This is a genomic window from Ruegeria sp. BE10, assembly GCF_056538905.1.
Genome location: NZ_JBQFTX010000004.1, coordinates 32,449 through 45,966 on the forward strand (window position 1 = coordinate 32,449; position 13,518 = coordinate 45,966).

Sequence of the window (13,518 nt, forward strand, 5' to 3'; positions counted from 1 at the left end):
TTTGTGAATCTCTCACTTTGCGCTATCCTGAGGGCGAGCAGTAATCAGGAATTTCGGAATGCGTAAATGCGTAAGTGGCATCATAGCCGCTGCATTATGGGCATCCATTGTGCAGGCGGAATCCCACAAATCAGCGGATGGGTCACAGACCTTTCAGCTGGCCTCGGCTGATATAACCGTGTCCCTCCGACCGGTCGTGCGGCCTTCAGCTAAGGAGTATCGAGTGTCAACCGAAGGAAACGCGCGGTTTCAGGCGTGGCTGGGGGCGTTCCGCGAACGTGCAGAACAACAGGGCATTTCAGTCGCGACGCTTGACCGGGCGCTGGCGGGCCTAACCTATGACAAGAAAATCATCGAACGGGATCGCAATCAGGCCGAGTTTTCAAAACCGATCTGGGAGTATCTGGATGCCGCTGTGTCAGACACGCGAATCCGCAACGGTCGCGCCGGGTTGGAACGCCATCACGCGACCCTGACCCGGATCGAGGCGCAATATGGCGTCGAGAAAGAGGTTGTGACAGCAATCTGGGGGCTCGAGACAGCGTTCGGGACGTTTAGGGGAAGTGATCAGACCATCCGTTCGCTGGCGACACTGGCCTTTGACGCGCGGCGGGCGCAGTTCTTTGAAACTCAATTGATCGCGGCTTTGCGGATCGTTCAGGCCGGGGATGTCAGTGCCGGGAAAATGGTCGGCAGCTGGGCGGGCGCGATGGGTCATACACAGTTCATGCCGACCTCATACCTGGATCACGCGGTGGATTTCGATGGCGACGGGCGGCGCGATATCTGGTCCGAGGACCCGACCGATGCGCTGGCCTCTGCCGCCGCCTACCTAGCGCGGCACGGCTGGACCAAGGGTCAGCCTTGGGGTGTCGAAGTACGTTTGCCGCAAGGGTTCGACTATGCCGTGGCCAAGCGGGATTATACATTGATGCCCTCTGACTGGGCCGCGCGCGGCGTGTTGGGACGCAATGGTACGCCGGTGCCGGATTACGGACAGGCGGCCATTCTATTGCCCGCCGGAGGGCAGGGTGTGGCGCTGATGATCTTCGACAATTTCGGCGTGATCGAGAAATATAACGGTGCTGACGCCTATGTGATCGGTATCGGCCATCTGTCCGACCGTCTGGCCGGCCAAGCGCCGTTTCAAGCCAACTGGCCGCGCGGTGACCGGGTGCTGAGTTTCACCGAGAAAAAGGAACTGCAATCCCGCCTGACCGAGGCTGGCTTTGATACGCAGGGCATCGACGGGCGCACCGGACCAAACACGACCGACGCCGTCCGCGCGTATCAGTTGGCGCAGGGGCTGCTCCCGGATGGATATGCCAGTTTGAAGCTATTAGAGCGGTTGCGGTGATAACGAACGGGTCCTGTACGGTGTTTAGGTGCGTGGTGCGGACATTCTCTCAGTTTTCGGCTTTATGGGATGAGTAACCTCCCGACTACCGGCACTCACTACCATAGACGGGAGGTGGACCCAGCAGTTTAGCGGGTCGCGACGCCAGTAGAGGTAATAAAAAACTGGATCGCATTCATATATTTGAACTTATGATGCATCAAATCAAGTTTTTTGTCGCGCGACAATTTTTATATTCCCGCGCGATGCGGTTGCAATGCTCGTGTGCTGAGCTTTGCTTAGCGCTGAAAACTGCTAGCACGCCTGACAGAGGCTGGAACTGATACGCAGGGTATAGACACGGGTGAACCGAGCCAAACACGACCGGCGTCGTACGAACGTACCAACTGTGCCGAATTTACTGCCGGATGATTTCGTCAGCTTGAATATGCAAGGGCGGCTTCAAACACTAACGTCACTGAGGTGTCTTAGTCTGAATCTTATGGTCTCGGCCGCCATTTTGTTGTGACTACCCGCCACGTATATTGCCGGTAGCTTCATCAATCCCAAGTGTGCCTCAAATGATGAGGCCGCACTATGACCGAAGACACACCACAACCAGCGCAGTACTATGACAAACACGACATCTGGACGTTGGATCCAACGTCCACGGACAAAGAGGTCTATGATGTCTTTGCCACAGAAGTCGCCAAACTTGTTCAGTTGCTGGATGAAAACGAGCCACTCATGTCGCGGGATTTTTACGCACGACTTTTTGTGTCACTATTGGGGTTGTCCCGAGTTTTGGGAGAGTACGATGATAGCTGGAGCCGGAGTGTCTATTCTCCGGACGAAAATTAGCTCTGTCACATATAACCTAATGAGGCAGAGCAAGACTCGGATCTTCAAAGCTAAGGGCGGTTGTTAATCCAACCGCCACTTGCGTTTCGTAGTTACTCTGAACGCCGACCTATGCCGCCACCTTCATCAAGCCCTGCGCGATGATTTCGGCATGTGCCTCATCCAGCGACTTGTAAATCCGCACGAACATCTCGTCGATATCCGCAGGGGTCAGGATCAGCGGGGGTGAGATGATCATCCGGTCACCCACATGGCGCATGATCAGGTTGTTGGCAAAGCAGCGGTCGCGGCAGATATAGCCGACCGTGCCGGGGTCCGAGGCAAACTTGGCGCGGCTGGCCTTGTCCGGCGTCAGCGCGATCGAGGCCATCATGCCGACGATTTTGGCCTCACCGACCAGCGGGTGATCGGCCAGCGCCTCCCATTTCTCTTTCAAATAGGGCGCGGCCACGTCGCGGACGTGTTCGACGATCTTCTCCTCTTCGAGGATGCGCAGATTTTCCAGCGCTACGGCCGCCGCGACCGGGTGGCCGGAATAGGTGTAGCCATGGTTGAACTCGGTGCCGCCGATAACCTTGGCGATCTCATCACTGACGATGGACCCCCCGATGGGCGCATAGCCCGAGCTGAGCCCCTTGGCGATGGTCATGATATCCGGTCGGATACCTACGGTTTCTGAGCCGAACCAGTTGCCCGTGCGGCCAAATCCGCAAATCACCTCATCCGCGATCAGTAGGATATCGTATTTATCGCAGATTCGCTGAACCTCGGGCCAGTAGCTGTCGGGTGCCACGATCACGCCGCCCGCACCTTGCACGGGTTCGGCGATAAAGGCGGCGACGCGGTCTTCGCCCAGCTCCAGAATGGCGTCTTCCAACTCGCGCGCGCGGGCAAGGCCGAATTCCTCGGGGGTCATGGTGCCGCCTTCGGCCCACCAGTTCGGTTGGTTAATGTGGTGGATGTTGGGAATCGGAATGCCGCCCTGCGCGTGCATCCCTGCCATACCACCCAGCGATGCGGACCCCACGGACGAGCCGTGATAGGCATTGTGGCGGCTGATGATGATGTTTTTATCGGGCTGGCCTTTTTCGGCCCAATAGGTGCGCACCAGACGGATGTTGGTGTCATTCGCCTCGGATCCGCCACCGGCGAAGAAGACGTGGTTCAGATCGCCCGGCGCCAGTTCTGCCAGCTTCGCGGCGAGCGCGATAACAGGCACATGGGTCGTTTTGAAGAAGGTGTTGTAATACGGCAGCTCGCGCATCTGGCGGGCGGCGACCTCGGCCAGCTCATCGCGACCATAGCCGATATTGACGCACCACAGACCGGCCATGGCGTCCAGAATCTCTTCGCCCTCGCTGTCGGTCAGATAGACGCCATTGGCGCGGGTGATGACGCGGGCGCCTTCCTGGCCAAGCGAACCATTGGCCGAGAACGGGTGCATGTGATGGGCAGCATCCAGCGCCTGCAATTCAGCGGTGGGCATGTGATTAGTTATGGTGGACATCCGGACGTCTCCTGCAAAAGCGGTTGGCATTTACAATATGATCAAATTTTTCCCTGTCAATCGAATCGCCAATTTCTAGCCGTCGGTCAGGGCGTCGGCCATCAGTTCCATCCCCTGTTCGATATCCTGAGCCGTGGCTTTTGCTGCCATTTTCGCATCTTTTGCGCGCAGCGCGGTGATAATGTCTTTATGCCGGTCCGGCAGGCTTTGCGTGCCGAAACGGCCACAGACCACACGCAGAGACGGCCCGAATCTCAGCCAGAGCCGCTCGGTCAGATCAAGCAGAATTGGGGCGTCAGCGTAGGAATAGAGGGTTTCGTGAAACGTGTGGTTCAGATGCAGATAACCGCTGACGTCGCCATCCGCGATTGTGCGGTCAAGCCGCTGATCGATCCGTTCAAGATTATCGATATCCGCGCTGTTCATATTCGCAGCCGCGCGGCTTGAAAGCTCTGATTCTATTGAAATTCTGGCAAATATCATCTGTTCAACATCTCCCGCCGACAACAGCGGTACGCTGACCCTTCGGTTGCCCTGAAACACCAGCGCGCCATCCGAGATCAAGCGGCGAATCGCCTCTCGCACGGGGGTCATTCCCACCCCCAGCGAATCAGTCAGCCCCTGTATCGTGACGGGCTGTCCCGGCACCAAGTCGCCGAACATGATCTGCGCTTTGAGGGTTTGATAGACCTGTTCGTGCGCGGGTCGTTTTTCGGTCTCTACCTTCGCGCTGAATGCCTTATTTTTGATCAAATCCAATTGGTTTGCCCCGTTTCCAGTGATGATGTCTTGCCAGGTTTCAGGCCTCGTGAAACCATACGCGGGATCGGGGGAAAACGCAAAACTTGATCAAATCCAAAAAAACGGGATTATACCCGTACACTTGCAGGGAGAAGAAAATGACAATCAAAACGCTGACCATGACAGCGGTCATCGCGCTGGGGACTTCGGCGGCCTTTGCCGAAGAGGTGCGTGTTTACAACTGGTCCGACTATATCGATGAGGAACTGCTGTCCAAGTTCGAGGAAGAAACCGGCCTGACGCTGATCTATGATGTGTTCGACAGCAATGAGGTTCTTGAAACCAAGATGTTGGCCGGTGGTTCGGGGTATGACGTTGTGGTGCCGTCCGGAACATTCCTTCAGCGCCAGATACAGGCTGGTGCATTTCAGGAGTTGGATTCGTCCAAACTGTCCAACGCGGGCAACCTGTGGGACGTAATCCAGGAACGCACCGCGGGTTATGATCCCAGCAACGCGTATTCGATAAACTACATGTGGGGCACCACTGGACTCGGCGTGAATGTCGACAAAGTCAAAGAAGCGCTGGGTGATGACGTCGCCCTCAATAGCATGGATCTGGTGCTGAAGCCTGAGAACATGGAAAAGCTGGCCTCATGTGGGGTTCACTTCCTGGACGCGCCAGCCGAGATGATACCAATGACTTTGCAGTACATAGGCGAAGATCCAGATAGCCACGATCCTGACGTCATCAAGAAAGTCGAAGAGGTTCTGACTAGCGTCCGCCCTCACATCCAAAAGTTCCATAGTTCGGAATATATCAACGCGTTGGCCAATGGAGATATATGCGTAGCCGTCGGCTGGTCGGGCGATATTCTTCAGGCACGCGATCGCGCAGCAGAGGCTGACAACGGTGTCAACATTGAATACCACCCATTTGCCGAAGGCTCGTTGATGTGGTTCGACCAGATGGCAATTCCGGCGGATGCTCCGAACCCAGAAGGTGCACACAAGTTCCTGGATTTTATTCTGGATGCCAATAACATGGCCGCTGCATCGAACTACGTTTACTATGCCAATGGCAACAAGGCATCACAGGAGTTTCTTGTAGAAGACGTGATCGGTGATCCGGCGATCTATCCTGATGATGCTACCATGCAGAATCTCTACATCACGACGCCATACCCGTCGAAAACACAACGGGTGGTGACCCGTCTGTGGACCAAGATCAAATCGGGCACCTGACCGGTTATCTGCACAGGGCGGATTGGCCCGCCCTGTGCCATTTCCCAGATTGATGCACGGGGGCCGTTTTGAACTCTGACGTCTTTGAGCCGTGGAATGATCCACAGGCGAAACCTTTGATCCAGTTCCGGAATGTCACCAAACGGTTCGGTGAATTCACGGCCATCGACAACCTGTCTCTGGATATCTTCGAAAAAGAATTCTTTGCTTTGCTGGGGCCTTCGGGCTGCGGCAAGACCACTATGATGCGGATGTTGGCAGGGTTCGAAACGCCGACCGAAGGGCACATTATGCTGGGCGGTCAGGACATCGATCCGATCCCGCCGAACAAGCGGGCGGTGAACATGATGTTCCAGTCCTATGCCCTGTTCCCGCACCTCAGTATCTGGGACAATATTGCCTTCGGCCTGCGCCGGGACAACATGCCCAAGCATGACTTGGAAGAGCGTGTCGAAGAGATGCTGCGCCTGACCCGGCTGGAACAATTTGCCCGCCGCAAGCCGCATCAGATCTCGGGTGGGCAACGTCAGCGTGTGGCGCTGGCGCGGTCGCTGGCCAAGGCACCAAAGCTGCTGTTGCTGGATGAACCGCTGGGCGCGTTGGACAAGAAACTGCGGCAGGACACGCAGTTTGAACTGATGGACATTCAGGAAAAGACCGGCACCACCTTTGTGATCGTGACTCACGATCAGGAAGAGGCGATGACCGTCGCCAGCCGCGTCGCGGTGATGGATCAGGGCAGGTTGATGCAGGTGGAAACGCCGGATCGCATCTATGAAAACCCGAACTCGGTCTATGTTGCGGATTTCATCGGGGATGTGAACATCATCGAGGGCCGGGCGTCCGCCAACGGCGAAGACTCCTATCAGATCGACTGGGCCGAGGGGCAGGCACCGCTGACGGCAACCTCAGCAAATGGGATTTCTAGCGGTCAGACCTGCCATCTGGCGATCCGGCCCGAAAAAGTGACGATCTCGGCGGATCGTCCGGCAGATGCGATCAACGCGGTGCAGGGCAAGGTGCATGACATCGCCTATCTGGGCAACCTGTCTACCTATCATGTCGAGCTTGCAAACGGCACGATCATCAAGGCGCAGACGGCCAATACCCGTCGAATCTCGCGCCGGTCGTTCACCTGGGAAGACCCGGTCTGGCTGTCTTGGACAGCGACAGCCGCGGTTCTGCTGGCCAGCTGATGCGCCGCGCATTTCTGATTGCCGTTCCCTATGTCTGGCTGTTGGCGCTGTTTCTGGTGCCGTTCTTCATTGTTTTGAAGATCTCGTTGTCGGATACCGAACTGGCCATTCCGCCCTACACGCCAACGCTGGACCTGTCGCAGGGCTGGGCCGGGATCAAAGAGTTCTTCAGCCAGTTGGATTTCGAAAACTTCGTCTGGCTGACCGAGGATGACCTGTATTGGAAAGCCTACCTGTCCAGCGTCAAGATCGCGGTGATCTCGACTTTTCTGACGCTGTTGGTGGGCTATCCGATTGCCTACGGCATGGCCCGCGCGCCGGTCGAGTGGCGGCCCACGCTGATGATGCTGGTGATCTTGCCGTTCTGGACCTCGTTCCTGATCCGCGTTTACGCGTGGATGGGGATTTTGTCGAACGAAGGCTATCTGAACCAGTTTCTGCTGTGGCTGGGCATCATCTCGACCCCGCTGACCATTCTGAACACGCAATGGGCGGTCTATATCGGCATCGTCTACACGTATCTGCCGTTCATGATCCTGCCGGTTTATTCGTCACTGGAGCGTATGGACGGGTCCCTGATCGAAGCGGCTGAGGATCTGGGCTGCTCACGTCTGCAGGCCTTTTGGCTGGTGACTGTTCCGCTGTCGCGCCCTGGCATCATCGCGGGATGTTTTCTGGTGATGATCCCGGTGATTGGTGAGTTCGTGATCCCATCATTGCTAGGCGGCTCGGGCACATTGATGATCGGCAAGGTGCTGTGGGAAGAGTTCTTCTCGAACCGCGACTGGCCGGTGGCCAGCGCCGTGGCGGTGGTACTGCTGCTGATCCTTGTCGTCCCGATTGTGCTGTTCCAGCGCAACCAGCAAAAGCAGACGGAGGCCGAGCAATGAACAGGCTAAGCTGGTTCAACGCGGTGTCCCTGACGCTGGGATTTGCGTTCCTCTATATCCCGATGATAATCCTGATCATCTTCAGCTTCAATGAGAGCAAGCTGGTGACAGTCTGGGCCGGTTTCTCGACCAAATGGTATGGCGAAGTGATCCAGAACGAGGCCTTTCTGGATGCAGCCTGGGTGACCGTGCGCGTCGCGGTATTCTCATCCACATTGGCGACAATCTTGGGTACCGCCGCGGCCTATGTGTTGGTGCGCGGTGGGCGGTTCTTTGGTCGCACGCTGTTTTCCGGCATGATCTACGCGCCGCTGGTGATGCCCGAGGTTATCACCGGGCTTTCGCTGCTGTTGCTGTTCATCGGCATCGGGTTGGATCGGGGTATCCTGACCATCGTTCTGGCGCATACGACCTTTTCGATGTGTTTCGTCTCGGTCGTCGTGTCTTCACGCCTAGTGACCTTCGATAAATCTCTGGAAGAGGCTGCGCTGGATTTGGGCTGTTCACCCGCTCAGGCGTTCCGGCTGGTGACTTTGCCGATCATCGCGCCTGCGGTGATCTCGGGTTGGTTGCTGGCCTTCACTCTGTCGCTGGATGATCTGGTGATTGCGTCGTTCACCTCTGGGCCGTCGGCGACAACCCTGCCGATCAAGATCTTTTCGGCCGTGCGCCTGGGTGTCAGCCCCGAGATCAACGCATTGTCCACGATCATGATCGCGATTGTGACGGTGGGCGTTATCACCGCATCATTGGTCACAAAACGCGCGATGGTGCGGCAAAAGCAGGATGAAATGGCTGCTGCGCGTACCGAATGAAGCGGCTGTTCCCGGATTACACCTATGGGCCCGGCCCCCGGACCAACTGCTGGTGGGACGAAACGATTGCCAGCCCCGACTGGCCGGTTCTCAACGGTGAACAAAAGGTAGACGTCGCCATTGTTGGTGGCGGTTTCACCGGGCTGTCAGCGGCGCTGCATCTGGCAAACGCGTGTGTTTCGGTTGCGGTGCTTGAGGCCCGGACACCTGGTTGGGGCGCCTCGGGGCGCAATGGTGGCTTTTGCTGTCTGGGCGGATCAAAACTGAGCTACAGCGCAACGGTCCGCCAATTCGGTGAGGCGGCCGCACACAGTTATGATCAAGCTGAAATGGACGCGGTTCACCTTGTCGCTGATCTGCTGAAAACCAATGCCATAGATGCGGATGTGCATTCACAGGGTGAAACCCAACTGGCTCACACCCCCCGTGCGATGGAAAGGCTGCGCAAACGGGCCGAGGCCACGGGCACTTTGCACGCCCCAGATGATCTTCCCGGACTTGGGTTTGGTGGTCGGTTTTATGGCGGGTACACCAACCCGGTCGGGTTTGCACTGAACCCCAGAAAATACCTGTTCGGTTTGGCGCAAATGGCGCAGACACTTGGGGCCAAGCTGTTTCAGAACAGTGCGGTGCAGACAATTCGGAAGACGCAATCTGGCTTTGACTTGGAGGCAGCCTCGGGTCGGATCAGCGCCGCAAACGTTCTCATCTGCACCAATGGTTACTCCAGCGAGGACGTGCCGCCCTGGCTGGCTGGCCGGTATATGCCTGTCCAATCCACGGTTCTGGTGACGCGCCCCTTGTCCGACGCTGACTTGCAAGCTCAGGGTTGGACATCTGACCAGATGTCTTACGATACCCGCCATTTGCTGCATTATTTCCGCCTGATGCCCGACCGACGGTTTCTGTTCGGAATGCGCGGCGGGTTGCGCGCGTCTCCGCAGGCTGAGGCGGCCATTCGCCGGAAGGCTCTGAACGATTTCAGGCAGATGTTCCCGGAATGGGCGTCGGTCGATGTCACCCATATGTGGTCCGGTATGGTCTGCCTGTCGCGAGGGTTAATGCCGTTTGTGGGTCCCGTGACGGATCAACCGGGGATGTTCGCCGGGTTTGCCTATCACGGTAACGGGGTGGCGATGGGGACCTATTGCGGACGGGCGCTGGCCCGGATGGTTTTGCAGCAAGAGACCGGGCTACCTGAACCCATAACACGTGTCCCAGCGCGGTTTCCGCTGGGACGCTGGCGGCGCGCATTGATGCCGCCGGCCTATGCCATGATGGGGCTATTGGACTTATGACCGCTCTAGCACCGCGCGTTCTAGTTCCAACCCCGTGGCGTAATCCGGTGACCCGTTTTCGATCCGCCACAAACAATAGGCCGCCATCCGCCAGGCATACCAACGACGCAGCGATTTGAACCGGGTCACGATGTCTGCGCGTCTGTACGAGGACAGAAACTGATCTTCTTCCTCAGGTGTCAAAGCTGACCCCCGGTACAGGTGCTGCATGGCGGGCGACACAAACAGTGCAATGTCTTCGCACGGATCGCCCTGCGCCGGACATTGCCAGTCGATCAGGGTCAGCCCGGATGGCGCAACCAGAATGTTCCCCGCAACCGGGTCGCCGTGTATCAGGCAAGTCTGTTGGGTCGGTTGTACCTGTTCGTCAGGTTTTAGCTGTTCCAATTGGTGCCGCATGGCCGAGGTGCATCCGTCAAGGATGCTCTGGCCGTGCCGGGCCAGATCCGCACCGCCATTGCATCCGCGCGGCGCCGGAACCGACACATCCAGTCCATGTAGTTTGCCGAGCAATTGGGCAACGTCGGTTGTGTCCTTACGCCAGGGCGTACCCGGCGCGTGATCGTAAAACACCCATCGACCGTTTTGATGTTGACCCGCCGCGCGTAGACGCGGGGCAAATCCGGTCGGCTCCAACGCGGTTAGGCACTGCGCTTCCAACTCGGCATCGTTGCGAAACAACGGATTGCGCAACCCTGTTCGGTACAGTTTCAAAACCTTGCCGCCGTTCTCTTCCAGCACTTTCCAGACCTGATTTGTCCGTCCGCCATACAGGGTCTGAAACTGTGCATCCACTGCGATCAGCCCCCGGTGACGCAGGTCATCAACAAGATCCAAAGGGGGGGGTGTCGGGGCAGGCAGTGGGTTCACCAAAAAAACGAGTCGCAGTTTGCACTGGTTTGGCCTGTCCCGCCCTGCAGATCAAGTTCCGGTTCGGACCCCGGTCACCATCCCTGCCGGAACCACCTGCCCGCTTTCCAACGTCAGCACGACAGCATCCTCGCCAACCTGTGCCTCGACCACCTGACTGTAAGTTGAGACAGGCTGGACCGAAAGCAACTCTTCCCCGTCATAGCTTTCCAATGTGGCTGAATAGCTGCCGGTCGGCAAAGGGCTGCCATCGCTAGTTGTCCCGGCCCAGTCAAATTCGGTCTGGGTCACCGGTACGGAAATCCTTTCGATCTCGGTGGCGTCACTGTCCCGGATCACCATCACCGCACTGTCTGCCGCCAGTTCAGCCTGCGCGGACAGGGTCACAGGCTCGCCATCAAAGTGGAACGCTGCGGTGGTCTGGACATCCATACCGACCCAATTGGCAAGATCCTCCAGCTTTATACCGCCCAGAGACAGCGCCAGTTCGGACAAAAGCTCGTTGCTCTGAACCTGTTGTTCAACCATCGAAAATTGCGCCAATTGCGAGGCGTACTCGGTCGAATCCATCGGCTCCAACGGGTCCTGATTTTGCGCCTGGGTTGTCATCAGCAACAGGAAAGTGTCGAAATCCGACGCGATCGAGGTTGCCTGTGACTGGGATGCTGATTGGGCCTGGGTATTGGCTTGCGTCGTCGATTGGGTTGGGGTGATCATGCTCAAAGCCTCATGTCGATCCGGCCGTCGGGGCCTAGTTTCGGAATGGCGGGACCTGCCTCGGTGACAGGCTCGTCCTGCGTTTCCGCAAGCCGGGTGCCGTCGCCCGAGTCAGACCAATCCTGCTGTGCGTCTGCAGAGGTGCCCAGATCAAAGGACAGGTCGCCCAGCCCAAAGTTCTGGAATTCGGCCTCCAGCACCGAGATGTGACGGCGCATCATATCCAGTGTTTCCGGCCGTTCCGCCGAGATTGTTACGTGCAGACCATCCTCGCGACCATTCAAGACTATCGAAACGCGTCCCAGTTCTTCGGGGTTTAACGCGACCTCGATTGTGCCTTGCTGTCCACGGGTCGAAACAACGGTTGCCATTTGATTGGCAACCGAGCGTGCCGTATCAGCGCGCGCCGTCGATGTCATGGTCTGTGTTAATGGTGCCGAATCTCGGGCAGAGGACAATGTCGGGGTCTCTCTGGTGGTCGATATCTCTTCGACTTCGAGAAAGGTCTGAAGCTCGGCCTGCGTGTTGGTTTGATCCGTGGCCAAAAGCTGCATTTGTACAAGTGTTGGCGCCCGTTCAGGCACCACCGCTTGCGATTGCGCCACCTGTGGCGTCGCGGGGACACTTGGTCCGCCCATGTCGGGTCGGATGATGGGCGAATGATCCAACATCTCTTTCGGGAGCACGTTCGGTGTTACAAGCCCGGCGGGAAAACTTGGCGGATTGGTGGCCGCCTGGAGCGTTCTTCTTGGGGAAACTGTACCGAAAAGCATGGCTTGAACGGCTAGAGATACCGCACGCCGAGCAGGGTCCGCCGCGGGTTCCAACCTGTCTTTTTGAGGGGGCGGGTGCGTCTCATCTACCGTTGCAGCCTCCGCCTCAACAGTCGATGACGTCATGGTTGGTTTTTCGGCCAAGGTCATGGCAACCGGAGCCTGAACAGCTTCCGGCACAGCCGCGCGGAGTTCGGCAGGCGGCTGATCCTCGGGGGTATCGGAAACATCCGGAATTTCAACGTTTGCTGCGATGTCGTCCACCTCTGACACCGTGTCTGGGTCCTGAACCAAAAGGTCGGTGAGATCGGGCTCGGCTGACTGCGGATCGGCCTCTTGATCCATGACCATTTGAAAGGACGCGGCCCCTTTAGACGCACGAGGTTCTTGCGGTGTTGCATCGGGTTTCGCGGCGGTGCCCGACGAAGACAACAGTGCTGAAAGTGGGTTGGGCATTTTGCTCCGACTCCGTTTGTGTGAACGGAAATCTGCCCGCAGGAGGTTACGTTTATTTTAACTGCTTTCGCCTTTGATCAAGAAAGTTCGATGCAAATTTCGGAGAAAGTGATGAAGATTTCCACAACCCTTCCTACTGCTCAGCCCCTCACCACGGTCGAGAAATTGCAGGCTGCGGCGGTCGAGTTGGAGGCCGCGTTTCTGGCGGAAATGCTCAAATCTTCTGGGTTGGGCAAGGCCAGCGAATCTTTTGGCGGCGGAGCGGGTGAAGATCAGTTTTCGTCCTTTCTTGTGCAGCATCAGGCGCGTGCGTTGGCCGCATCCGGCGGCATTGGCCTTTCCGAAATTTTGTTCCAGTCCATGATGGAGAAAACCGATGCCGACCAATTCTGAAACCGACCTGATCCGATCCCTTGAGGAAGTGCTGGATCTTGAGCGAACCGCGCTTGTCGACGGGGATCTGGACCGGCTGAGTCATATGACACCGGAAAAGGAAAAGCTGATCGGCGCGATCAATGAATTGCAGGTTTTGGACAGCGCCGAATTGATTCGCCTGCAGCAGAAAGTCGAACGGAACCAGGCGCTGTTGAACAGTGCCGCCGAAGGGATTCGGGCCGTTGCCAGCCGTATGGCCGAATTGCGGCGCGTTCGGCAGGAGTTCAGCACCTACGGAGCGGACGGACAGCGCAACGGATACGCCGTGCGTCGCAATGCGAAACTGGAAAAACGGGCATAGGAGCGGGTTTGATTCAAATCCGAATTTTCTGAGTGAGGGGCTTTAGCATTCCGTTAGGGGATCAGGGGCAAAGGTGGC

At 57.4% G+C, this 13,518-nt stretch carries 14 protein-coding genes; 9 read left to right on the plus strand and 5 right to left on the minus strand.

The window, feature by feature from the left end; genetic code table 11:
* Positions 1-58: 58 nt before the first annotated feature.
* Together ACR0M2_RS10500 and ACR0M2_RS10505 are read left to right on the plus strand one after the other, a co-directional pair.
* Positions 59-1,357, plus strand: coding sequence for a lytic murein transglycosylase (locus ACR0M2_RS10500; RefSeq protein WP_480704992.1), 1,299 nt, complete (start codon positions 59-61; stop codon positions 1,355-1,357).
* A 576-nt stretch (positions 1,358-1,933) separates the two neighbouring features.
* A complete protein-coding gene (locus ACR0M2_RS10505) occupies positions 1,934-2,197 on the plus strand; it encodes a hypothetical protein (protein WP_480663920.1) in 264 nt (87 codons plus the stop codon).
* A gap of 109 nt (positions 2,198-2,306) precedes the next feature.
* Here ACR0M2_RS10505 and ACR0M2_RS10510 read toward each other — a convergent pair whose 3' ends face one another.
* On the minus strand, positions 2,307-3,704 hold the full coding sequence (locus ACR0M2_RS10510; RefSeq protein ID WP_170351094.1) for an aspartate aminotransferase family protein: 1,398 nt from the start codon (positions 3,702-3,704) through the stop codon (positions 2,307-2,309).
* Positions 3,705-3,779: 75 nt separating this feature from the next.
* The gene (locus tag ACR0M2_RS10515; RefSeq protein WP_480704994.1) at positions 3,780-4,463 is read right to left on the minus strand and encodes a GntR family transcriptional regulator; all 684 of its coding nucleotides are present in this window, start codon (positions 4,461-4,463) and stop codon (positions 3,780-3,782) included.
* A 140-nt stretch (positions 4,464-4,603) separates the two neighbouring features.
* On the opposite strand from ACR0M2_RS10515, the gene ACR0M2_RS10520 reads away from it, so the two are divergent.
* The 5 genes from ACR0M2_RS10520 (at position 4,604) to ACR0M2_RS10540 (ending at position 9,888) form a co-directional block, all read left to right on the plus strand.
* A complete protein-coding gene (locus ACR0M2_RS10520) occupies positions 4,604-5,689 on the plus strand; it encodes a polyamine ABC transporter substrate-binding protein (protein WP_480663916.1) in 1,086 nt (361 codons plus the stop codon).
* 68 nt (positions 5,690-5,757) lie between these two features.
* Complete coding sequence (locus tag ACR0M2_RS10525; protein ID WP_480704996.1) at positions 5,758-6,885, plus strand: ABC transporter ATP-binding protein; 1,128 nt, start codon at positions 5,758-5,760, stop codon at positions 6,883-6,885.
* On the plus strand, positions 6,885-7,775 hold the full coding sequence (locus tag ACR0M2_RS10530) for an ABC transporter permease subunit (RefSeq protein ID WP_170362382.1): 891 nt from the start codon (positions 6,885-6,887) through the stop codon (positions 7,773-7,775). Before ACR0M2_RS10525 ends, ACR0M2_RS10530 begins: the two co-directional genes overlap by 1 nt.
* Positions 7,772-8,590, plus strand: coding sequence for an ABC transporter permease (locus ACR0M2_RS10535; RefSeq protein ID WP_170351089.1), 819 nt, complete (start codon positions 7,772-7,774; stop codon positions 8,588-8,590). The genes ACR0M2_RS10530 and ACR0M2_RS10535 overlap by 4 nt, the downstream gene beginning before the upstream one ends.
* On the plus strand, positions 8,587-9,888 hold the full coding sequence (locus tag ACR0M2_RS10540; RefSeq protein WP_480690731.1) for an NAD(P)/FAD-dependent oxidoreductase: 1,302 nt from the start codon (positions 8,587-8,589) through the stop codon (positions 9,886-9,888). Before ACR0M2_RS10535 ends, ACR0M2_RS10540 begins: the two co-directional genes overlap by 4 nt.
* Here ACR0M2_RS10540 and ACR0M2_RS10545 read toward each other — a convergent pair.
* From ACR0M2_RS10545 to ACR0M2_RS10555, 3 genes are all read right to left on the minus strand, one after another.
* On the minus strand, positions 9,883-10,725 hold the full coding sequence (locus ACR0M2_RS10545) for a phosphotransferase family protein (RefSeq protein ID WP_480690729.1): 843 nt from the start codon (positions 10,723-10,725) through the stop codon (positions 9,883-9,885). The genes ACR0M2_RS10540 and ACR0M2_RS10545 overlap by 6 nt on opposite strands.
* Positions 10,726-10,809: 84 nt before the next feature.
* A complete protein-coding gene (locus ACR0M2_RS10550) occupies positions 10,810-11,475 on the minus strand; it encodes a flagellar hook capping FlgD N-terminal domain-containing protein (protein WP_480704998.1) in 666 nt (221 codons plus the stop codon).
* A 2-nt stretch (positions 11,476-11,477) separates the two neighbouring features.
* Entirely contained in the window at positions 11,478-12,704 is a 1,227-nt protein-coding gene (locus tag ACR0M2_RS10555; protein WP_480705000.1) for a flagellar hook-length control protein FliK, read from the minus strand.
* Between the two features lie 111 nt (positions 12,705-12,815).
* Here ACR0M2_RS10555 and ACR0M2_RS10560 point away from each other — a divergent pair, with 111 nt between their 5' ends.
* A complete protein-coding gene (locus ACR0M2_RS10560; RefSeq protein WP_480705002.1) occupies positions 12,816-13,097 on the plus strand; it encodes a rod-binding protein in 282 nt (93 codons plus the stop codon).
* A complete protein-coding gene (locus ACR0M2_RS10565; RefSeq protein ID WP_480705004.1) occupies positions 13,081-13,440 on the plus strand; it encodes a flagellar biosynthesis protein FlgN in 360 nt (119 codons plus the stop codon). Before ACR0M2_RS10560 ends, ACR0M2_RS10565 begins: the two co-directional genes overlap by 17 nt.
* Positions 13,441-13,518 lie beyond the last annotated feature (78 nt).